The sequence below is a fragment of the Pseudoalteromonas sp. SR43-7 genome (assembly GCF_014163785.1).
GTDB lineage: Bacteria > Pseudomonadota > Gammaproteobacteria > Enterobacterales > Alteromonadaceae > Pseudoalteromonas > Pseudoalteromonas distincta.
Genome location: NZ_JACJDY010000009.1, coordinates 16,916 through 38,700 on the forward strand (window position 1 = coordinate 16,916; position 21,785 = coordinate 38,700).

Here is a 21,785-nt window from a genome sequence, read left to right on the forward strand (position 1 = left end):
TCTACTTATGATTCTGTATGGTGTTTTAGCGTTACTACATGCTCACCTAAACGCTCATGATCAATCGAAAAGTTAGTTTGTAAACTTTCTAGTAAACCTTCAACGTCACCGGCTTTAAATACTCCAGCCACTTTAATACTGGCAAGCTCAGCTGATGAAAGCTCAAAACGTGTGGCTGTATAGCGGCTTACTTCATTTAAAGCATCGCTTAGCTCTTCTCCATTAAAAATAAGCATCCCGTTTTGCCATGCCAAATCGCGTTGTACGTCGTTCATTGAAAGCTGCGTAATTGGTTTTGTAACACTTTGCTCAATAACTGCTTTTTCGCCTGAGGTAACAATATTGGCATTAATTTGACGAATTTTTTTCGTGCTATTATCTGCAAGTTGATAATCTTTAAAGTCATTTGCATCAACCGCTACACTTGGATCGGTGATCATCACTTTGCCTTCAGTAACCACCAGCTCTAAATCTGATGATGTATTGCGTTGTACATTAAATACCGTGCCTAACGCAGTAAAACTTTTATCACCAGCCATAACACTAAACGGACGCGTGGCATCTTTTGCTACATTAAAGCGCCCTTCTCCACGACTAAGTAATAACTGCCTGCGGCCTTTACTATAAGCAACTTCTAGTAAGCTATTAGTATTAAGCTGCACTATGGTGCCGTCTGGCAATACATACGTTGCTTGCTCACCTACTTTTGTTTTGTAAATTTTAGTGTAATTAACTTTTGCAAGCTCTTGGTTGTAGCCATTTTCTAAGTTAATTAATAAGTAGCTGCATACCATTAACGCTGCAAACAAACTCGCTGCAATTGAGTAAGAAAACATCCACTTGTTTTTTGATGTTTTAGTATTGTTGCGCTGAGGAAATAAATGACTTAATTCGTTTAATACTGAAAGCTCATCCCAAAGCTGAGCAAGCTCGTATATAGAGTCTTGATGTGCAGTGCTTTGCATCATCCATAATTTAAATTGCTCTTTTTCATCATCAGTTAAACCACGATCAATCGCGCTTATCCAATCACATGACTTTTCTAAGATTAAATCTTTTGAATTAAATTGATGAACATTACTCATTCTGCGACCCTCTTAACTGATATAGGATGTGCTTGAGCTTTAAGGTTCGTTTGAGGGCTTTGCTCATGTTCACGCATGTATAACATGGTTTGTAACAATCCTTTGGCAATGTGTTTTTCAACAGTGCTTTGGCTTAACTGCATTTGGTCTGCTATCTCTTTTTGGCTCATACCGTAAACTTTTTTTAATATAAAGCATTTACGAATCGATGAGCTTAGTTGCTCAGTAGCTCTACAAAAAAGTAAAAAACGCTCTTTAGATGTGTATTCGTCTTCGAGCTTCATTGATTTGAGTAATACGGGTAATTCGTTATCGTTTTCTAACGAATCATTAAATTTATTGTCCCACTTAGCTATATGGTTGAGTGCTAGATGTTTTGCTGTTTTTAGCATATAACTACGGGTAAACTGGATGTCTTGTTTTAAATCAGCTTCATAGCTTTTTACAAAAGTTTCTTGCACAATATCTTCTACATCGTCGGGTTGAACAATGCGCGATACAAAACGTTTGAGCTGTTTAGAAATATCAACAAATGTTGACGTGAACTTTACTTTTTTCGTCATCCTTAACATCCACCTGTTGTTATTTTTATTATTAGGGCGTGTTGGCCTTTCGTGGTTGAATTTGCAGCAGTACGTTTGGTATTTAGGCAAGGCAGAGCCTATGTAGTGTGGTTACTCCCCATAAATAGGTGATAACGCAGCATAAATACCATACATGCGCTGCCCTTTGGGTTCAATCCACAAGGTTAACACGCCCCAATAGATTACGAGTTTTTGACATAAAAACAAGCTCAAATGTTAATTCTGGGTTATTTAAATGCATAGGAAGATAAATGAGTAAACTTTTAGATTATATACGACTTAGTTTCTTTGCATTCGGTTTACTACTTGGAGTGCAAATACCTGCATTTGTAAGTGACTTTGGCCAAGCATTATCAGCCCAGTTAATTGAAGCTAATAATGCCGTTGCGCCTTTTAAAAGCGATGCAGCTAAGTATTTCAATAATGATTTAACTAAGCTAATAAAACACTATCAAAATATTGATGATGAAATTGTGAACAAAGGGGCAAGTAATATCAGTTCTCTTTACGAGCGACAGCAAGATTTACAGATAGCCGTAAATAGGTTTGAGAAATCTCCGTATATATTTACTATGATCAGTGGCATGAGCGATATAAAACAACAAGTATGGCAACGCTTTGAAGGTCAAATCATTTTGAAAAAAGACTCTATTATAGCCGCCATTGTTGCAGCCATAATTGTTGCCTTGCTTGCAGAGCTTACTGGTTATTTGTTTTTAACTGGAGTAAAACGCTCATTTAAACGCTTATTCGCAGCTCAAAAATAGTGATTTCATAAAATCATAAAATACATCGGTTTTGCGGGTTGTTAAACTATTTTGCGGACGTAAAAACCAAACCGGTGCATCATCTTGTGCCATTACCCCAGGCATAACTTCAACCAAAATACCGTTTTTAAGATCTTCATTAATCGCTATTTTTGATTTAATAGCAATACCATGACCTGCAATGGCAGCTTGTGTCATATTATCAGAGTTTGAAATAGTAAAACGAGTTTTAGCATTAAAGGTATGTATTTTTTTGTGTTCGTCAAAAAGCTTTAACTGGCGTTGCCACGGCAGGCAAACCCAATAATGCTCACTCAATTGCGTTAAATTTTCAGGCATGCCGTACTTTTCTATATAGCTAGGGGCTGCACAAAGTATGCGACTATTGTTTACGATTTTACGAGAAAGTAATCCTGAGTCATTTAATTTTCCCACCCTAATTGCAACATCTTGAGCGTCATCAACCACATTTACAAAATGATCCGTTATTAAAAAATCAAGCTTTAGTTCAGGGTAAGCTTGCTCAAACTCATTGAGTTTAGGCATTACGTATTTTGAAAAAACCCAAGGCGGCATGGTCACGCGTAGTAAACCACTCACCGATGAGCTGCGCGCGCCAATACTATGTTCAGCATCGTGAAGGGCTTCTATTATAGCCCCCACACGCGTATAAAATATTTCACCTGCGGGAGATAACCGTACTCGCCTGCTATCTCTAAAAACAAGTACTGTAGCAAGCTCACGCTCTAGTTTACTTAAGCGATGGCTCACCGTTGCAGGCGATAAACGCTGCTCGCGGGCAGCAGCAAGTACGCCCTTATTTTCAACTACAGCTATAAATGTTTCTAGGTCGCTTAAATTATACATAAAGATGCCATTGTGCACTTTTCAATGTTTAATATTTTCGAATGAAGCTTTCAGTATTGCAATGTTTATTTAAATATCTAAAACACTATAATTGCAAATAGTCTAATTATTGAGGTTCAATCATGAGTTTAAAAGCGCAAATAGATGCCTATAACGTACAAAAAGATGCCAAATTGCCAGCTGACGTTTTGGCACTAATGAACACTACAAACGAAGAGCTAATTGCACAGCATATAAAAGACAATGCATTGCAAATTGGTCAAAAAGTAGAAAACTTTAGCTTAGCCAACCATAACGGCGAAAACATTGAGCTTGCAGATTTATTAAAAAAAGGCCCGGTAATTATTAGCTTTTACCGTGGTGGCTGGTGCCCATATTGTAATTTAGAACTAAAAGCACTTAACGACTACTTACCACAATTTAAAACTCAAAGTGCTCAGTTAGTCGCAATATCACCACAACTACCTGATGAAACTCTCTCAACTGCACAAAAAAACGACCTTGAATTTGACGTGCTTTGCGATGTGAGCAATAAAGTAGCTGAGCAATTTGGTTTATTGTTTACACTTGATGAGCGTATTCAAGCGTTATATACACAATTTGGTATTGATTTTGAACACTACTACGGCGATAAAAGCTTTAAATTACCGCTACCGGCCACCTATGTGATAAACCAAGAAGGTGTTATTACATACGCATTTTTAAGCGAAGATTACACCCTACGCGCAGAACCTATTGATGTTATGACAGCACTTGAATCGGAGAATAATTAATGTCTATTTTAAAATCGTTAAAAACACTTACTCTTTCACTACTTGTGGGCACAAGCCTTGTATCTGGTTATGCAGTCGCTGATGAACCAAAAGAACAAGCAAAACCTAAAGTGCTTATTTTTGATGTAAACGAAACCCTACTTGATTTAACGTCAATGCGTACCTCTATTGGTAAAGCGCTAGGCGGACGTGAAGATTTATTACCACTGTGGTTTTCAACTATGCTGCATCATTCATTAGTAGATACAGTAAGCGGTAGTTACCACGACTTTGGGCAAATCGGTGTGGCGTCACTTCTTATGGTTGCTCAAAACAACAACATTGATATTACAAGTGAACAAGCTAAAACAGCTATTGTTACGCCTCTTTTAACGCTTCCTCCACACAGCGATGTTAAAGAAGGACTGGCAAAACTCAAAGCACAGGGCTATAAGTTAGTAAGCCTTACAAACTCTTCAAACAAAGGTGTAAAGGCACAGTTTGAAAGCGCTGGTTTAATGTCTTACTTTGATGCGCGTTACAGCATTGAAGATATTAAAATTTACAAACCAGACTTACGTGCGTATGAGTGGGTACTTAAAAAGCTAAACGTAGCACCAAATGAAGCAATGATGGTTGCAGCCCATGGTTGGGATGTTGCTGGTGCAAAAGAAGCTGGCTTACAAACCACTTTTATAGCACGCCCAGGTAAAGCACTTTACCCATTAGCTAAAAAACCAGATCACGTTGTGAAAGATTTACATGAATTAGCCGCTCTACTTAAATAAGTACACGCTGATGAATCAATACCCAAGCGGCCAATGTTAGGATGACATTGGCCGCTTTTTTATAACTAACCCTAAATATGTCTTAGTGTATTTATTTTCATAATCAGTATGCTAAAAATCGAATGTAAACAAAGCATTTAGACCGCTATGCGTTATTTTATCTGCTAGCAATTTAGTACTCACAACGCTACTATTAAATAAATACGTGGTGGAGAACATAATGAATAGTGAAAGATTAGGTGAGTTTGAGCAGTACTTTCAAATTAATGAAAGTATAAGAGTAAATTTATTCCCCGTATCAAACGGACAAGTTCCTAAATCGCAGCTTGAGCTTGAAGACGACATTCCCCCACTATTTAGATTAGCAAATGAAGTAAGTGAGCTTGAACAAAGCTCGTTACGCCCACTGCGTAACTTAGGCGATATAGCACAAGAGCTAGCTACTTTTTTACAAGCGCAGTCACGTAAAATAGATTTAATAATGAGCCATATTTTGGCCTCAGAACAAGCCCAAGATAACGCAATACAATGTGATAGCTACGGCGGTGGCGGTATTCGTTTTACATCACCTGAAGTACACTCAATTGGCCAAGCATTTAGAACCAAACTGTTTTTGCACCACGAGGCCTCTGCGGTTTATTGTTACACCGAAGTTGTAGCAGTAGAAAAACAAGATAGCGAACACTACCAATACACTATGCTCTTTACCGCAATTAGAACTACTGACCAAGAACTTATTGTTAGAGCGAGTTTACATGCTCAAACCCGCCAACTTAAAAAACGTCAAGAACTTGATCAAAACCGAGGCGACCTAAACAGTGATAATTAGCTGACATCTTTATGTAAAATGCTAAACTAGCGCCATCTTAATTAGTATATAAAATTCATGAACTTTAGACTTTTACCAGAATGGGCCGAGCAAGACGCTGTTATGCTTACATGGCCTCACAAAGACACCGATTGGGCCGACAACTTAGCGCGTGTAGAACCTGTATATATTGAACTTGCTAAACACATAACAACGCAGCAACAGCTTGTTATTGTGGCGCATAACAGTGCCTTAAAAGTGCATATTACAGCATTACTAAATAGTGCTAACGTCTCTCTTAATCGTGTTCATTTTGTAGTAACCCCTACTAACGATACATGGGCGCGCGATCATGGTCCGCTTACTTGCGCCGCTATTGATTCACCAAAGCAATTAAAAGTATATGATTTTACTTTTAATGGTTGGGGCAATAAGTTTGAAAGCGCATTAGACAATCAAATTAATCGCACTTTGGTAAAAGAGCTAAGTAGTACAAACAACCGATATCAAGCGCTCGATATGGTACTTGAAGGTGGCGGTATTGAAATAAACGAGCACGGTGTGTTGCTAACAACCATCGAATGTTTGCTTAATAAAAACCGTAACCCTGATTTAAACCCAAATGATATTGAAGCACTTTTAAAAGAGCACTTAGGCGCGACGAGTTTTTTATGGGTTGAACATGGCTATTTAGCGGGCGATGACACCGACAGCCACATTGATACTTTAGTGCGTTTTGCTCCAAATAATACCCTTGTATATGTGCAGTGTGACGATAAAACTGATGAGCACTTTAGCGCACTTGATGCGATGGAAAAACAACTAAAAACCTTTAAAACTGCCGATAACACCCCATATAACTTAATTGAGTTACCGTGGCCAAAAGCCGCTTATGACGATGAGCAAACACGCTTACCGGCTACCTACGCTAACTACTTAATTATTAATAATGCTGTGCTTGTGCCAACGTATAATGATGCCAATGATAAACGTGCTCTTGCACAAGTTCAAAAAGCATACCCACAACACACTATTATTGGCGTAAATTGCCAACCAATTATTGAACAATTTGGCAGCCTGCACTGTATTACAATGCAATTACCTCGTGGATTTTTAGCTGGAGCAGCACAATGACAAGCCCTGCAAAATTAACCGTTGCGTTAGTGCAACAAAGCAATACCGATAACGCAAAGGACAATATGGCAAAATCAATAAGTGCCATTCGTGAAGCCGCTCAAAAAGGTGCAAAACTGGTTGTACTCCAAGAGCTACACCGAAGCCTCTATTTTTGCCAAACCGAAAATGTTGACGTATTTGATTTAGCCGAAACCATTCCAGGCCCTAGCAGTAATGCCTTAGGTGAGCTTGCTAAAGAGCTAAGCATTGTTATTGTCGCGTCTTTATTTGAAAAACGCGCTACGGGCCTTTATCACAATACTGCAGTTGTATTAGAGCAAGACGGCAGTATTGCAGGTAAATACCGCAAAATGCATATTCCTGATGATCCAGGTTTTTACGAAAAATTTTACTTTACCCCAGGTGATATCGGTTTTGAGCCTATTCAAACCTCGGTGGGTAAATTAGGCGTGCTAGTATGTTGGGATCAATGGTTTCCTGAAGCTGCACGTTTGATGGCAATGGCTGGCGCTGAGGTATTAATTTACCCAACCGCTATCGGTTGGGATCCTAACGACGACATTGCTGAGCAAACTCGTCAAAAAGATGCGTGGGTTATTAGCCAGCGTGCCCATGCTGTTGCCAATGGCGTGCCGGTAATTAGCTGTAACCGCGTTGGCCATGAAAGTGACCCTAGTGCGCAAAGCGATGGTATTTCGTTTTGGGGCAATTCGTTTATTGCAGGCCCACAAGGTGAACTATTAGCAGAGGCTAATAATACTGATGAGCAAATTTTAGTAGTAGAAATTGATCAAAAACGCTCAGAAAACGTAAGACGTATTTGGCCTTTCTTACGTGATAGACGAATTGATCACTACAAAGACCTAACAAAAATATACCGAGACTAAGTAACCTTAACTCAAGATGGCTCTTACTTGCTAAGAGCCAACTATAAATGGAGTAATAAATGGCGTTTGAGCAATGGGCAGCCTTGCCTTGGGTAAAATCTCAAAAAGATAAAATTCAATGGGGCCAGCTAAGCGGAAGTGGTTTAAGTATTGCTATTGCTGAAGGCGTTAAACAACAAGATAACTTAGTCTTAATTGTTACGCCTGATACACCAAGCGCACTACGCCTTGAAACAGAATTAGAATATTTATTACCCGATAACCCAGTCATGGTATTTCCTGATTGGGAAACTCTGCCATACGATCATTTTTCTCCCCATCAAGATATTATTTCAGCCCGTTTGGCCACTTTAAACACCTTAAAAAAAGAACAACAAAGTGTGTTAATTGTGCCTGTATCTACTTTAATGTTGCGCACAGCCCCGGCCTCATTTATTTACGGTTCAACAATAAACTTTAAAGTAGGCGACAAACTAGACACTCATAACTTTCGTGACAATTTAGAGCAAGCCGGTTATTTAAATGTTCAACAAGTAATGGAGCACGGCGAATACGCTATACGCGGCTCTATCGTTGACTTATACCCAATGGGTAGCCCGCACCCATTTAGACTCGACTTTTTTGATGACGAACTCGATACCATTCGCTTATTTGATGTAGAAACACAGCGCTCTGATGAAAAAGTAGATAAAATTGAGCTACTTCCAGCGCATGAATTTCCTACTAACGACGCTGATATTGAACGTTTTAGAATAAGCTACCGTGAAAAATTTGGCGCAAGCTCGCAACAAGATTCAGTTTACATGCAAGTAAGCAAAGGTAACTGGCCTGCAGGTATTGAATACTACATGCCGTTGTTTTTTGAAAAGCTCGCGACTATTTTTGACTACCTGCCAGATACAACAACCGTTATGCAGCTGGGTGATTTAGAGCACGCGGCAGATAACTTTTGGCACGATGTAAATGTACGCTATGAAAACCGCAGAGTTGACCCACTTCGTCCATTACTTGAACCCAATGCGCTTTATCAGCCAATTGAAGAGCTGTTTTCTAATTTAGGCAATTTTGCACGTATTAGATTATCCCTTGCAAAGCTTGGCACTAAAGCAGGTAATAAAAACTTAAGCGTTAGCGAGCTGCCGGCCATTCGTATTGATCATAAACAGCATGAACCTTATGGCGCGTTTATAAATTATGTAGCAGAGCAAAAAAAGAAAAAAGGCCGCATATTACTCAGTGTTGAATCGGACGGTCGTCGCGAATCATTGCTGAGCATTTTAAAGCCAAGCGGTTTAAAATTTAAAGAATTTGAAACACTCGAACAATTTATAAAAAGTGCAAGTGACGTAGGCTTAATAGTAAGTCCGCTCGAGCAAAGTGTCGTACTTGGCACTAAACCAAGCCTTTCTATTATTACCGAGCAAGAACTGCTTGGCATAAAAGTATCTCAGCGCAGACGCCGCAAGCACAAGTACGAAGCCAGCCAAGATGCGCTAATCCGTAATTTAGCAGAGCTCAAAGAAGGTCAACCTGTTGTGCATCTCGATCATGGTGTTGGCCGTTATCAGGGTTTGCAAACAATTGATGCTGCAGGTGTAGTTACTGAATTTGTAACAATTACTTACGCAAGTGAAGCTAAATTGTACGTGCCAGTATCTGCATTGCATATGCTTAGTCGTTACTCTGGCGGTGAAGAAGCCAGCGCCCCGCTGCATAAGCTTGGCTCAGATGCATGGGAAAAAGCAAAAAAACGTGCGGCTGAAAAAGTTCGCGATGTCGCCGCTGAATTACTCGACATTTATGCTCAGCGCCAAGCAAAACCTGGTAATAAATTTGCCGTAGATGCCCCTGCATATCGTCAATTTAGCGATAGCTTTCCATTTGAAGAAACTGACGATCAGCGCAACGCCATAGAAGCCGTATTAGGTGATATGCAATCAAAACAAGCGATGGATCGTTTAGTGTGTGGTGACGTAGGCTTTGGTAAAACAGAAGTGGCCATGCGCGCTGCTTTTGTAGCAGTTAACGATGATAAACAGGTAGCCATTTTAGTGCCTACCACCTTGCTGGCTCAGCAGCACTTTGAAAACTTTAAAGACCGTTTTGCTGATTTTCCTATTGAAGTAGGTGTACTTTCGCGCTTTAACTCCACTAAAGAGCAAAAAGACACACTTGAAAAAATGGCCAACGGTAAGCTCGATATAGTTATTGGCACGCATAAACTTATTCAGCAAGACATTAAATTTAACGATTTAGGCTTGTTAATTGTTGATGAAGAGCATCGCTTTGGTGTTCGCCAAAAAGAGAAAATTAAAGCACTGCGCGCCGATGTAGACATACTCACACTGACTGCAACACCAATACCTCGTACACTCAACATGGCCATGAGCGGCATGCGCGATTTATCGATAATCGCAACGCCACCGGCTAAACGTTTAGCGGTAAAAACCTTTGTACGCCAACGCGATGTAGAACTTATACGCGAAGCAGTACTGCGAGAAATTAAACGCGGTGGCCAAGTTTACTTTTTACATAACAACGTAGAAACTATTGAGCGTGTTGCACAAGAAATTAGTGAATGGGTACCTGAAGCCAGTGTGACTACAGCCCATGGTCAAATGCGCGAGCAAGAGCTTGAGCAAATAATGACTGACTTTTACCATCAAAAATACAACGTGCTGGTATGTACCACGATTATCGAAACCGGTATTGATGTGCCTACGGCTAATACCATTATCATGGACAGAGCAGATAAACTCGGCCTTGCCCAGTTACACCAATTACGTGGACGAGTTGGGCGAAGCCACCATCAAGCGTATGCCTACTTACTAACAGGTGATCCTAAAGCGCTTTCTAAAGATGCGAGTAAACGCTTACAAGCAATTGAATCATTAGAGGATTTAGGTGCAGGTTTTGCCCTCGCTACACACGATTTAGAAATTCGTGGTGCGGGTGAGCTACTTGGCGATGATCAATCAGGCCAAATGCAAACCATTGGCTTTAGTTTGTATATGGAAATGCTCGAACAAGCCGTAAATGCGCTGCGCGAAGGTAAAGAGCCAACGCTTGAAAACCTACTTCAAAAACAAACCGAAGTAGATTTAAAGCTGGCTGCATTATTACCTGATGACTACATACACGATGTTAATGCACGCTTGGGTATGTATAAGCGAATTGCAAGTTGTGCTAACCTTGATGATATGGATGAACTACAGGTGGAACTAATAGACCGCTTTGGTTTACTACCTGATGCTGCTAAAAACCTATTTAGCCTACAATTATTAAAAATGAAAGCTAGTAGTTTAGGTATAACTAAAATTGAGGCAAACCCAAAAGGTGGTTACTTTGAGTTTAGCCAAGATACCAAGGTTAACCCTAGCTTCATCATTGGCTTGATACAAAGTGCACCTAAGGTGTACAAAATGGATGGCGCAAATAAACTGCGCTTTGCAATTAGTGAGGCAAATGCCCGCGAACGCTTAAAAATGGTCACTGCAATGATTGCAGATTTCGAAAAAAAGGTTAGCCATTAATGTTGCTAAAAAAATCGCTTATTGTTTTATGCTGCTTATTTAGCAGCACTGCATTTGCAGAACGCTGGTTTGAGGTTGAGGTGCTTGTATTTAAACAGCGCCCTGCCCCGTATTTACAAGAAGACTTTAGCCTTAAGCACAAAGCTATTGAAGATAAAAATACGCTAGACTTACTGACCCCTCTTTACACTGAACAAGCAATGCAGGCCTGCATAGATGGCGATGAGCGTTTTCAAAAACGCACTTTTACTGATTCATTAGTTAATTCAAACCCGCAATCAGGTGTATGTGACAACAGTATTGACTACCTACAAAGCTACGATGATCTACCTGTAACGCCTTTAGCACCCGCTAAAGATGATATGCAGCAAACCTATTTATTAGCGCCGCAACAGCTGCAATTTAAAGCGCAATATAGGCAACTGGACCGCAAAGGCTTAACACCTATTCTACATACTGGCTGGCGCTTTGAAGGGGCAAGTAAGTCACGCTCCCCAAGCATACATTTAATAGCGGGTAAGCACCTTAAAAGTGAACCCAATGTAATACCAGGCTATTCAAACCCTGACTTTGTAAATTTATTAAATTCACAACCGGCGCTATTTAACGACCCAGATCAATCAAAAGCAGAATGGGAACTAGACGGTTTATTTAAAATACATTTACGACATTATTTATACATAACAGCTAATTTTGATATTAGCCAAAAGCTAGAAAACGGCGATATAGAGTCAGCCCGTTTCTCTCAGTTTAGACGTGTAATTAGTGGTGAAGTACATTACTTTGACCATCCACGAATGGGCATGATTGTCCAGATCAGAAAATTCAAACATTAATATTAAGTAGGATATAACAATGAAAAAACTCCTTATCATCGCAGCTACATTAAGCCTTGCGGCTTGTTCTAAGGTAAGTCTTGAAAATTATGAAAAAATTAAAGTAGGCATGGATAAGACTGAAGTTGAAACTATTTTAGGCAGTGCTGATAACTGTGTTGAAAAAACACTGCATACGAACTGTATATGGGGCGATGAAGCAAAAAATATCGAGATCACGCTAGTATCAGACAAAGTAACTTTATATAGCAAACATGGCTTAGCTAATAAATAAAGTGACCAAATATTAGGGGCTGATTGTATCAGCCCCTTTTAAAATTAATTAAACTCATTTTTTGGAGTAGATAAGCTCAATATTAACGATTTTACTGCGATTTAACGTTATTTTATAGCGTTGATAAAGTGTTTTATCTTCCTCAGTTAGCAAAAGTACCATGTTTAATTGATAACGCCTTTCTACAGCCTGCTTAGAAATTTTATTACTGTCTAAATGATATAGCTTCCCTTCACCACGTTTTAAATAACGTGCAAATGGTGCAAGATTAAATTGTAGCGTGTGCTGTAGCGTATCGTAGCCGGGCAAAAATTCTTTCGCACTAACACGTGTCTCACTTGCAAAGTGTAACCACTGCGCAGCTTGTTTATTTTGTTGACGACGTTTTGAAAAAATAGATTTCACTTCTTTAGGTATTTTCTTAAAGCGCATGTATTCAAGCCAAATTAGCTGACTCGCTACTTTGTCTTTGGTAATACTATTTTTAAAACTAAATCGCCACTTAGGTCGCCCTTGTACAATGGCTCGCCAAATCATACGTGTAATATCTTCTTTAAATATTTCACGTAGCCCGTAAATAACCCCTAAAATTAAAATAAGCGTCGCGGTGACTTCAGTAAACGTTGAGCGAGCATTGAGTATTACAACCATCACAAATGCCATGATAACGGCTGTAACAGTGCCTTTAACTAATCGCTTAAGGTAGCTGTTAAGAAACCGCGTTTGACGCTGTAATATTACGCCGTGCTCAATTAAGCGTTGTAACAAGCGCATTTTATTTGTTATTCGATTTGCGTCTTGCATGGTTGTTTCAGAGTTGTAGCTTTTCTCTGCTCGATACGTATTTTCGCTTTTACAAAACTGCAGTAAATCGTTACGCTCTTTTGCATAATCGCTACTACGTGGGCCTTCATCTAAAAGCTTTAAAAAAGATTGCTCAACATGCCAACTTAAATAGTTATCAGCATTGGTAAAAAATGGCAGTAGTTTTTCGTCATCTGGTGTGTAGCGACGCAGCTTTTTTAAAAGCCCTTCGCTTTGCTCATATACCTCGTTAGCCCGTTTATAAAAGTCTTCGGCTTCATCAATTTTTAACGCGTCTTTTATATCGGCATCAAGGGCTAAACGTACTTGGTAACAAAATAAATTAAGGTTTTGCCGGTAATCTTGTTGCTCACCTTTGTTTTTACTAACAAAACGGCTTCGCACTAAAGGCAAGTGTATATTGTTAGCGTTATACGCTAGGTGTGATTTAAAGTGGTTATTAAAGTAAGATTCTTCGGTAAGTGTTTGCGGATTGATCCCCATTTCATTAGGGATAGAAAAATACAGATCTATGCGCTGTTCAGAACGAGGAGTTAGTTCTGGTTCAATGACAAAAGATAAGTTTTCATCTTGTTTTAACAATTAGTTCTCCTTCTAAAATATCGTTTTAGTGTACTTGCCTCCTTTATTTTGTTCAATAAAAAAGGCTCAGTAAATACTGAGCCTTAATAAGATTAATGTGCTAGTTAAAATTTAACATTTACACCAGCAAATACACGACGGCCAAGTACATCATATGTGTACGGGTCAGTATTAGAATCGTTGTTACCTGAGTAGTATGGTGGTTGCTTATCGAATAAGTTATTTACACCTGCAGTTAACGAAACCATGTCACTGATAAAGTAAGAACCGCTCACATCATGGTAAACAACAGATGGTGTTGTTGGTGCATAACATGTAGATTCTTTACCTAAACAGCTGTAGCTATCCATTCCTGCAATGTAACGTGCTTTGTAGTTAGCAGACCAAGCATCACCTTTAACATCTAGCTCAAAGTTTGCTTTTACGTCAGCATAACCACCTATACCAGAAGTAATTAAACCAGCGTAATCAATGCTTGATTCAATAACATCAACAGTGTACTCGTCAAGGTAAGTAACATCTAATGACGTATTCCAAGCAAGGCCAGCTAAATCAAATTTGTAATTTAAGTTTAGGTCATAACCTTTTGTTTGCTCATAACCTACGTTTTGTAGTTGGTTATTAAACGCGATACGACCTGTGCTTTGGTTAAAATCGATATTTGCTGAACTACAAAGTGCTGTTGATTGATTCGCTAAAGAGCCATCTGTTGCAAGACATGAATCAACAATGTATTGGTTGTTTACTGTAGCAATAGCGTTTTCGATTTCAATGTCGTAGTAATCTAACGTCATTGAGAAACCTTCAAACCATTCTGGTTCGTAAACTACACCAACGGTAACTGTATCAGCTAATTCAGGTGTTAATTGGTCATTACCACCAACGGTTACTTCAGCCTGATCTTGTGCACCGGTGAAGCTAACTTGCTCATAAGATGGTGAGTCACCTGAGTATAGCTCAGCAACTGTAGGAGCACGGAAAGCTGTAGAACGAACACCACGAAGCATTAATTCGTCGTTTACACGCCAAGTTAAACCAAGTTTCCACGTTTCATCAGAACCAAATGTGCTGTAATCAAAAGCACGGATCGCAGCGCTTAATTCTACATTTTGTGCAAGATAAGCATCTGCAACTAAAGGAATAGCCAGCTCAAGGTATGCTTCGTTTACATCAAAACGACCGCTTGTTGCATCAACGCGTGGATCATTTGCAAGACCTTGTGAAGTGATCGAATCTGGTGTGTACCACGCTTTTTCTTCACGGCGTTCAAGACCTGCAGCAAAACCTACAAAGCCCGCAGGTACTTCCATTAACTCACCAGAAAGCGCAGCTGTAATCATAAATAATTGACTGCCGCCTGAGTTTTGCTCAGTGTAAACATAATCACTAAAGCTACTGCTTGACCATGAAGCTTGTGAAAGTGGGTTAAAGTTACCAGCTTCAATTTCGCTTTGAATTGAACCCATATTGTGAAGGTTGCTTAAGCGATCTACTGAGTCATTACGACCAAAAATTACTGATGTATCCCACTCTAAACCGTTATCTAAATAACCTGCAGCACCGATAACAGAACGAACTGTATCAACTACTTGAGATGAATCACGTGTACCAGTGTCAACCATACGACGGCCGTAAGAAACTTCATCACCGTAATTAATATTTTGGTCGATTAAAGAATCACCCATCCACTCAGCGTAGTCAAAGTCGAACCATACTGGTTGAGGTGCTAATTGCTGCTCTGACCAACGTTTTGAGTATGTAAATTCAGAGTATAAACGCGTGTCATCAGTTAAATCAAAACTACCAATACCTGTAAGGTTTAAACGACGCATTGGCGTGTATAAGTAGCTAGATTGCGAATAATTGTAAGCATCACTAGTACCAAAGTCGTGCCAACCATTATCAGCTTGACCTTGTAAAGATTCATCACCTGACCAAACATGACCATTAGGAGTATAAGAAGAACCAGAACAGTACGGAGCACTGCCATCGCCATCTTCAGTTAATGGACAATCAGAAAAGCTACGATCAGCCTGAGAAGCATCGCCACGGTCTGTGTACTGCAAACCGATTACAACGTTACCACGACCGAAGTTACCACCCATTGTAATATCAAAAGACGTTTCATCTGCGTCACCTTCAGTAGTGATTGCTGATTTAACATTAAGGTCTAGGCCTTCAAAGTTATCTTTTAAGATAATATTTACAACACCCGCAACAGCATCAGTACCATAAACAGCAGATGCGCCATCTTTAAGTACTTCAATATGCTTGATCATAGATACTGGGATAGTATTTAAATCAACTGTAGAAGCTGCGCCTGTACCTGAGTTGATCATACGGCGGCCGTTTACAAGTACTAAAGTACGTTGTGAACCTAAACCACGTAAATCAATTGATGCATTACCACCAGAACCATTATTGATACCTGGGTTTGTCATTGCGCCGCCTGTAGCGGTCATTTTTTGTAGTACAGAATCTACTGATACTGCGCCTGAAGCAGCAATATCGTCAGCACCGATAATAGTAACTGGGCTAGCGGTTTCCATATCTGCGCGCTTAATGCGAGAACCCGTTACTTGAATTTTTTCGATTGCTTGTGCTGAGTCTTCAGCAGCAAGAACTTGCACACTTGAGAACATTGGAAATGCTGCGATTACAGCTAAACCAAGAGTTGATTTTTTCATGAAAGAACCCTACTTGTTGGAAATTTACCTTTATTGGTAATGCTCACTTTTTATTAGAATAGTGAGTCAGGTGGGCAACTTAGGCGCTTTTAACTGAACGAAAACTTAACGGCAGCTCAATTTATATCAAGAAATAAAATGGAATAACCATAGTAGGTACATAGGTTACATTATGTTTCAGTGTTAATTAATAAATACACTTTGAAAACAATGCCTTGAAAAGACAAGGAAACATTAGAAACACACCTGAAACCAAAGTGATTCACTTTGTAATCAAATGTAATTAACTGAGCTACGTACCAAAAACAGACAAATTAACAACTTAATCACAGCACATTATTAAAACCGCAAAACTAAATGTTAATTAATAACCATATTTATGCATACTTGATGCTTAAATAGTCTTATTTAGTCTCTTTGGAAGGTTTTTTGATTAGATTTTTTTATTCAGTCGTAATTAAAGTTGAACTTTTTGAGAGCACTTATTCACTATTGAAGTTTTGTCAGTATTAAAACCTAAAAAGGCAATTTTATTGATCTTGTCACTCAAATAATCGTATGTATAAGAAAACGAACTCACATCAAAAATGTAAGCTGTATACAAGAGTTTGTAGTCGCAACTTTAATACGTAACGTAAAAAGAGTAATTGAGTGTTTGTATTACAGAGGTGGCATTATCTTTAACGGTTAGTTCTAAATTCCAAAGCATATTTTGCTCTGAACAAATACCAACCATAGTATTACTTTGCCAAAGATCATTATGTTTTTTAAATTTTTGGGGAATGTAACCCATGTACATAGTGATGCCTTTAAGCTTGGCATCTTCAATTGTAACGTTTGCAGGTAAGTCACTAAAGATAGTAAATGGGGTTTCGGGGGAAAGGGTTTTCTCACTTAACCATACTTTAACATCATTTGAAAAAGTACAAGGCAAATTGGCTTCGCACTGGGCATTTTTAAGAAATTTTTCATCTGTATTTTTAGAAAAATCACACGCTGTTAATAAAAAAAACACCACAGTGAATAAACTTAACCTATATATAAGCATAACAATTTCGCACTAAAGAAAAGCAAATACTAATAATCGTGACTGTAAATAACAAGTGCGAGTGTTACTATTAGGCCAAATTAGGTACAAACTGTATCAAAAAATAAACAACAAGCTCACAAAGTTTGATTGATGTCATAATTTTATGTAATTGACCTATCTTTTTTAGGCCAAAAAATTTATCATTTCACCCGCAAAAAATAAGGGTTTCTCAAGTTTTTTTTCTGAAGTTTTCATGTATTGAAAGTTTTAGGTAACACGCTTGAGAAAAATAGTAGGCCCCACTTTTAATAGTGGGTAATTCATTTCTAAACGCATTTATTGCAGCGGAAGCCAGAAAATGAGCCAAACAGTAGCATCACAAACTGAGTATAACTATAAGGTTGTACGCCAATTCGCTATTATGACAGTGATTTGGGGCATCGTTGGCATGAGTATTGGGGTTCTGATTGCTGCCCAATTAGCTTGGCCAGCACTTAACTTTGATACACCATGGTTAACTTACTCTCGACTACGTCCGTTACACACGAACGCAGTAATTTTCGCATTTGGTACTAGTGCACTGTTTGCGACGTCTTATTACGTCGTACAACGTACTTGCCAAACGCGTCTTTTCTCAGACAAACTCGCCGCCTTTTCATTTTGGGGCTGGCAGCTAGTTATTGTATTAGCAGTAATTACATTACCACTTGGTATTACTAGCTCAAAAGAATACGCAGAACTTGAATGGCCAATCGATATTTTAATCGCTGTGGTTTGGATTGTTTACGCTATTGTATTCTTTGGTACTTTAATCAAGCGTAAAGTGTCGCACATTTATGTTGCTAACTGGTTCTATGCTGGCTTTATTATTACTGTTGCAGTACTACACATTGTAAACAGCATGGCAGTGCCTGTGTCGTTAACTAAATCATACTCAATCTACGCAGGTGCGGTAGATGCTATGGTTCAGTGGTGGTACGGTCATAACGCTGTAGGTTTCCTATTAACTGCTGGTTTCTTGGGTATGATGTATTACTTTGTACCTAAACAAGCAGGTCGCCCAGTTTACTCATACCGTTTATCGGTAGTTCACTTTTGGGCATTAATTTCATTATATATTTGGGCAGGTCCTCACCACCTTCACTACACTGCGCTTCCTGATTGGACGCAAAGTTTAGGTATGGTTATGTCTATTATCCTATTCGTACCGTCTTGGGGTGGTATGATTAACGGTATTATGACCCTATCAGGCGCATGGCATAAACTGCGTACTGATCCAGTACTACGCTTCTTAGTTGTTTCATTGTCTTTCTACGGTATGTCTACGTTCGAAGGCCCTATGATGGCAATTAAATCTGTAAATGCGTTATCTCACTACACAGATTGGACAATCGGCCACGTACACTCAGGTGCACTAGGTTGGGTTGCTATGATTTCAATTGGTGCTATTTACCACTTAATTCCTGCGTTATTTGCGCAAGGTCGTATGTATAGCGTTAAATTAGTTAATACCCACTTCTGGTTACACACTGTAGGTGTTGTTTTATACATTGTTGCAATGTGGATCTCTGGTGTAATGCAAGGTCTTATGTGGCGTGCGGTAAATGCCGACGGTACATTAATGTACAGCTTTGTGCAGTCTTTAGAAGCGTCGCATCCTTTCTACATTATGCGTTTTGTAGGCGGTGTATTCATCGTAACAGGCATGTTAGTTATGGCTTATAACGTTTTCCGTACAATTTCAGCTGAGAAAGAATCTCTGAAGTTAGACGCGCAAGCACAATTAGCATAACGGAGTGAGATGATGAGCAATAAAAATTCACAAAACAAACATGAAATAGTAGAAAAGAACGTTGGCCTTATGGCTATTCTGACTGTTTTTGCTATCAGCTTTGGTGCATTAGTTGAAATTACTCCGCTAATGTTCCAAGACGACACAACTAAACCAGTAGAAGGCCTACGCCCTCTTAATGCTTTAGAAATGGAAGGCCGTGACATATATGTACGTGAAGGTTGTTATAACTGTCACTCACAAATGATCCGCCCTTTTCGTGATGAAGTTGAGCGTTACGGTCACTACTCTGTAGCAGGCGAGTCAGTATGGGATCACCCTTTCCAATGGGGTTCTAAACGTACTGGCCCTGACCTTGCTCGCGTTGGTAAACGTTACTCGGACGATTGGCATTATGCTCACTTAGTTGACCCACGTGCTGTGGTTCCTGAGTCGAATATGCCAGGTTTTCCTTGGTTAGCAGAGGATAAGGTAGATACAAGCCTGACTCTGAAAAAACTACAAATTTTCCGTGATACTTTTGCTATCAACCCAGAAAACCCTAAACACCCGGGCCTAGGTTATGGCAGCGACGAAGAACTTAAAGCTGATGTTGAAAAAGTTAACGCTATGAATAACGGCGAAGGCGCAACAGAAATCCAAGCTCTAATCGCGTATTTACAGCAACTTGGTACCCACTTGAAGTAAATTATTATGGATTACGGAACATACAGAGGCATTTTGACTCTGGTAATTTTAGTATTGTTTATTGTGATTGTTGTATGGGCATACAGCAAGCGTAGCAAAAATCGTTTTGATAGCGCTGCTAATGCCATTTTCGAAGATGAAAAAAAACATAACAACACACTCTCTAACGAGGAAAAGGAGTCTGAAAAATGACTAGCTTTTGGAGTATTTGGGTTATTGTATTAACCCTTGCATGCTTATGCATCATCTTTGGCCTATTAGTTTGGAACTTAAAAAACTATGCTGGCGTAAAAGAAGGTGAAAGCTGTGGACATGAATTTGACGGCATTGAAGAGCTAAATAATCCACTACCAAAATGGTGGACTTACATGTTTTTCGCAACTTTTATTTGGTCAGTATATTACCTTGCAGCTTACCCAGGTTTAGGCAACTGGGAAGGTTTAGGTAAATGGACTAGCTCTAATCAAGGTATTACGTCTTTAGCTGAATCTAAAAAAGCAGTTGCAGAGGCCAAAGCAGAAGGTCGTTTTGTTAAACTTGATAAAGAGTATGAAGCTGCAGAAGAACGCTTTGGTCCTATTTTTAATCGACTTGCACAAGTGCCGGTTTTAGATTTAGTTAATTCTAAGTTTGAAGGTGACGCAGCGCAGCAAGTTGCTCTTGAAAATGGTGACAAACATGAACAAACAGATGGTCAATTAGCCATCGAAATTGGTCAGCGTTTATTCTCACAAAACTGTGCGCAATGTCACGGCTCTGATGCACGTGGTGGAACAGGCTTCCCTAACCTAACTGATAAAGATTGGTTATATGGCGGTACACCAGACAAAATTAGAGAAACACTGCTTAATGGTCGTATAGCTGCAATGCCAGCTTGGGGCGATGCTCTTGGTGAGCAAGGCGTTAAAGAAATGACAGCACATGTGTTGAGCCTTTCTGGTCGTACTGTTAACCAAAAAGATGCAGCCGCAGGTAAAGCTAAGTTTGCTATGTGTGCTGCATGTCACGGTGCTGACGGTAAAGGGTCGGTTGCACACAACCTACCATTTGGCGCGCCTAACCTGACTGATAACATATGGTTATACGGTGGTTCTCAACGTGCTGTTGAAGAAACGCTTAACCACGGCCGTGCTGGTGTAATGCCTGCTTGGAAAGACATTTTAGGTGAAGATAAGATTCACTTATTAACAGCCTACGTTTACAGTTTATCGCAAGATAAATAAGCACGCGGTTAATAAAATGTTTATAAATTAATTTATTTAATTCAATAGATTAATCCAGATCAAAAAAGCCTCCAGTCGGAGGCTTTTTTTTAGTCTTTTACGTATAATTCCTATAAAATAACGCTTCCTAAACTAATTTTAGAGACACTATGCAACCTACTCCGTGGTATAAAAATTTTTGGCCTTGGTTTTTAATCTTTTTTCCGTTAGTTGCCATTATTGGCTGTATTAGCTTATTTATTACGGCAATAGGTAACGGCCCAGATATGGTTGTTGACGACTACTACAAAAAAGGCAAAGCAATAAACTTAGAACTGACTAAGTTTGAAAAAGCAAAAGCACTTTACTTACATGGCGAATTAAATGTTACCAACGAGCGTGTAAGCTTTAAGTTTACAAAAGGTGACAGTAGCAACGTACATGTTTTAAAACTTTCGTTTTACCACCGGACTATTAAAGCGCATGACTTTGAGGCCACACTTACACCTAATGCCAATCAAGAATTTACTGAATTACTTGATAAGTATACGCCAGGTGCATATTCTGTATTTATTGAGCCAATTGATGGCAGCTGGAAACTAAAAGAAAACATTGTTCTACCGACGGCTGAAACCGTTTTAGTTACTCCTAACTATAAGTAA

20 protein-coding genes are annotated in these 21,785 nt (G+C 39.3%); 14 read left to right on the forward strand and 6 right to left on the reverse strand.

The annotated features are described in order from the left end of the window. Window positions 1–5: 5 nt before the first annotated feature. A complete protein-coding gene (locus tag H5087_RS08515) occupies window positions 6–1,085 on the reverse strand; it encodes a FecR family protein (protein ID WP_024603563.1) in 1,080 nt (359 codons plus the stop codon). Then, window positions 1,082–1,648: an RNA polymerase sigma factor gene (locus H5087_RS08520; protein ID WP_024597233.1), complete on the reverse strand. Its 567-nt coding sequence runs from the start codon at window positions 1,646–1,648 to the stop codon at window positions 1,082–1,084. The genes H5087_RS08515 and H5087_RS08520 overlap by 4 nt, the downstream gene beginning before the upstream one ends. A gap of 272 nt (window positions 1,649–1,920) precedes the next feature. On the opposite strand from H5087_RS08520, the gene H5087_RS08525 reads away from it, so the two are divergent. Further along, window positions 1,921–2,436, forward strand: coding sequence for a DUF2937 family protein (locus H5087_RS08525; RefSeq protein WP_182671748.1), 516 nt, complete (start codon window positions 1,921–1,923; stop codon window positions 2,434–2,436). Here H5087_RS08525 and H5087_RS08530 read toward each other — a convergent pair. After that, complete coding sequence (locus H5087_RS08530; RefSeq protein ID WP_002961497.1) at window positions 2,416–3,303, reverse strand: LysR family transcriptional regulator; 888 nt, start codon at window positions 3,301–3,303, stop codon at window positions 2,416–2,418. The two genes, H5087_RS08525 and H5087_RS08530, sit on opposite strands and share 21 nt — an antisense overlap. Before the next feature lie 122 nt (window positions 3,304–3,425). Between H5087_RS08530 and H5087_RS08535 the strand changes: the two genes are divergently transcribed. The 8 genes from H5087_RS08535 (at window position 3,426) to H5087_RS08570 (ending at window position 12,318) form a co-directional block, all read left to right on the forward strand. Beyond that, window positions 3,426–4,076 (forward strand): peroxiredoxin-like family protein, encoded by a 651-nt coding sequence (locus tag H5087_RS08535; RefSeq protein WP_039490073.1) that lies wholly within the window; start codon window positions 3,426–3,428, stop codon window positions 4,074–4,076. Beyond that, window positions 4,076–4,843: a haloacid dehalogenase type II gene (locus tag H5087_RS08540; RefSeq protein ID WP_002961500.1), complete on the forward strand. Its 768-nt coding sequence runs from the start codon at window positions 4,076–4,078 to the stop codon at window positions 4,841–4,843. Before H5087_RS08535 ends, H5087_RS08540 begins: the two co-directional genes overlap by 1 nt. 220 nt (window positions 4,844–5,063) lie before the next feature. Beyond that, window positions 5,064–5,672: a PilZ domain-containing protein gene (locus H5087_RS08545; protein WP_165723942.1), complete on the forward strand. Its 609-nt coding sequence runs from the start codon at window positions 5,064–5,066 to the stop codon at window positions 5,670–5,672. A 57-nt stretch (window positions 5,673–5,729) separates the two neighbouring features. Then, window positions 5,730–6,785 (forward strand): agmatine/peptidylarginine deiminase, encoded by a 1,056-nt coding sequence (locus H5087_RS08550; RefSeq protein ID WP_182671749.1) that lies wholly within the window; start codon window positions 5,730–5,732, stop codon window positions 6,783–6,785. Then, entirely contained in the window at window positions 6,782–7,675 is an 894-nt protein-coding gene (locus H5087_RS08555) for a carbon-nitrogen hydrolase (protein WP_024597239.1), read from the forward strand. The genes H5087_RS08550 and H5087_RS08555 overlap by 4 nt, the downstream gene beginning before the upstream one ends. A gap of 59 nt (window positions 7,676–7,734) precedes the next feature. Continuing rightward, a complete protein-coding gene (gene mfd, locus H5087_RS08560) occupies window positions 7,735–11,208 on the forward strand; it encodes a transcription-repair coupling factor (protein WP_182671750.1) in 3,474 nt (1,157 codons plus the stop codon). Then, window positions 11,208–12,044: a peptidoglycan binding protein CsiV gene (locus H5087_RS08565; protein ID WP_182671751.1), complete on the forward strand. Its 837-nt coding sequence runs from the start codon at window positions 11,208–11,210 to the stop codon at window positions 12,042–12,044. Before mfd ends, H5087_RS08565 begins: the two co-directional genes overlap by 1 nt. Window positions 12,045–12,063: 19 nt before the next feature. Then, complete coding sequence (locus tag H5087_RS08570; protein WP_002961511.1) at window positions 12,064–12,318, forward strand: hypothetical protein; 255 nt, start codon at window positions 12,064–12,066, stop codon at window positions 12,316–12,318. Between the two features lie 54 nt (window positions 12,319–12,372). Here the strand turns inward: H5087_RS08570 and H5087_RS08575 are convergent, their stop codons facing one another. From H5087_RS08575 to H5087_RS08585, 3 genes are all read right to left on the reverse strand, one after another. Next, entirely contained in the window at window positions 12,373–13,725 is a 1,353-nt protein-coding gene (locus tag H5087_RS08575) for a hypothetical protein (RefSeq protein WP_182671752.1), read from the reverse strand. 104 nt (window positions 13,726–13,829) lie between these two features. Continuing rightward, window positions 13,830–16,412, reverse strand: coding sequence for a TonB-dependent receptor (locus H5087_RS08580; protein WP_182671753.1), 2,583 nt, complete (start codon window positions 16,410–16,412; stop codon window positions 13,830–13,832). Window positions 16,413–17,034: 622 nt separating this feature from the next. Then, a complete protein-coding gene (locus H5087_RS08585) occupies window positions 17,035–17,460 on the reverse strand; it encodes a hypothetical protein (RefSeq protein ID WP_039490088.1) in 426 nt (141 codons plus the stop codon). Window positions 17,461–17,800: 340 nt separating this feature from the next. Here H5087_RS08585 and ccoN point away from each other — a divergent pair, with 340 nt between their 5' ends. From ccoN to H5087_RS08610, 5 genes are all read left to right on the forward strand, one after another. Then, complete coding sequence (gene ccoN, locus H5087_RS08590) at window positions 17,801–19,234, forward strand: cytochrome-c oxidase, cbb3-type subunit I (RefSeq protein WP_002961515.1); 1,434 nt, start codon at window positions 17,801–17,803, stop codon at window positions 19,232–19,234. A gap of 12 nt (window positions 19,235–19,246) precedes the next feature. Continuing rightward, a complete protein-coding gene (gene ccoO, locus H5087_RS08595; protein WP_024597379.1) occupies window positions 19,247–19,921 on the forward strand; it encodes a cytochrome-c oxidase, cbb3-type subunit II in 675 nt (224 codons plus the stop codon). A 6-nt stretch (window positions 19,922–19,927) separates the two neighbouring features. Then, entirely contained in the window at window positions 19,928–20,113 is a 186-nt protein-coding gene (locus tag H5087_RS08600; RefSeq protein ID WP_024597380.1) for a CcoQ/FixQ family Cbb3-type cytochrome c oxidase assembly chaperone, read from the forward strand. Further along, window positions 20,110–21,144, forward strand: coding sequence for a cytochrome-c oxidase, cbb3-type subunit III (gene ccoP, locus H5087_RS08605; RefSeq protein ID WP_039490091.1), 1,035 nt, complete (start codon window positions 20,110–20,112; stop codon window positions 21,142–21,144). Before H5087_RS08600 ends, ccoP begins: the two co-directional genes overlap by 4 nt. 149 nt (window positions 21,145–21,293) lie before the next feature. Then, complete coding sequence (locus H5087_RS08610) at window positions 21,294–21,785, forward strand: FixH family protein (protein ID WP_182671754.1); 492 nt, start codon at window positions 21,294–21,296, stop codon at window positions 21,783–21,785.

Bases quoted from the DNA above. Each gene is read 5' to 3' on its own strand.
- H5087_RS08600 (WP_024597380.1), top strand. From the start codon at position 19,928: ATGGATTACGGAACATACAGAGGCATTTTGACTCTGGTAATTTTAGTA.
- ccoP (WP_039490091.1), top strand. From the start codon at position 20,110: ATGACTAGCTTTTGGAGTATTTGGGTTATTGTATTAACCCTTGCATGC.
- H5087_RS08565 (WP_182671751.1), top strand. From the start codon at position 11,208: ATGTTGCTAAAAAAATCGCTTATTGTTTTATGCTGCTTATTTAGCAGC.
- H5087_RS08570 (WP_002961511.1), top strand. From the start codon at position 12,064: ATGAAAAAACTCCTTATCATCGCAGCTACATTAAGCCTTGCGGCTTGT.
- H5087_RS08550 (WP_182671749.1), top strand. From the start codon at position 5,730: ATGAACTTTAGACTTTTACCAGAATGGGCCGAGCAAGACGCTGTTATG.
- H5087_RS08535 (WP_039490073.1), top strand. From the start codon at position 3,426: ATGAGTTTAAAAGCGCAAATAGATGCCTATAACGTACAAAAAGATGCC.
- H5087_RS08545 (WP_165723942.1), top strand. From the start codon at position 5,064: ATGAATAGTGAAAGATTAGGTGAGTTTGAGCAGTACTTTCAAATTAAT.
- H5087_RS08520 (WP_024597233.1), bottom strand. From the start codon at position 1,648: ATGACGAAAAAAGTAAAGTTCACGTCAACATTTGTTGATATTTCTAAA.
- mfd (WP_182671750.1), top strand. From the start codon at position 7,735: ATGGCGTTTGAGCAATGGGCAGCCTTGCCTTGGGTAAAATCTCAAAAA.
- H5087_RS08610 (WP_182671754.1), top strand. From the start codon at position 21,294: ATGCAACCTACTCCGTGGTATAAAAATTTTTGGCCTTGGTTTTTAATC.
- H5087_RS08580 (WP_182671753.1), bottom strand. From the start codon at position 16,412: ATGAAAAAATCAACTCTTGGTTTAGCTGTAATCGCAGCATTTCCAATG.
- H5087_RS08525 (WP_182671748.1), top strand. From the start codon at position 1,921: ATGAGTAAACTTTTAGATTATATACGACTTAGTTTCTTTGCATTCGGT.
- ccoO (WP_024597379.1), top strand. From the start codon at position 19,247: ATGAGCAATAAAAATTCACAAAACAAACATGAAATAGTAGAAAAGAAC.
- H5087_RS08555 (WP_024597239.1), top strand. From the start codon at position 6,782: ATGACAAGCCCTGCAAAATTAACCGTTGCGTTAGTGCAACAAAGCAAT.
- H5087_RS08585 (WP_039490088.1), bottom strand. From the start codon at position 17,460: ATGCTTATATATAGGTTAAGTTTATTCACTGTGGTGTTTTTTTTATTA.
- H5087_RS08530 (WP_002961497.1), bottom strand. From the start codon at position 3,303: ATGTATAATTTAAGCGACCTAGAAACATTTATAGCTGTAGTTGAAAAT.
- H5087_RS08540 (WP_002961500.1), top strand. From the start codon at position 4,076: ATGTCTATTTTAAAATCGTTAAAAACACTTACTCTTTCACTACTTGTG.
- ccoN (WP_002961515.1), top strand. From the start codon at position 17,801: ATGAGCCAAACAGTAGCATCACAAACTGAGTATAACTATAAGGTTGTA.
- H5087_RS08515 (WP_024603563.1), bottom strand. From the start codon at position 1,085: ATGAGTAATGTTCATCAATTTAATTCAAAAGATTTAATCTTAGAAAAG.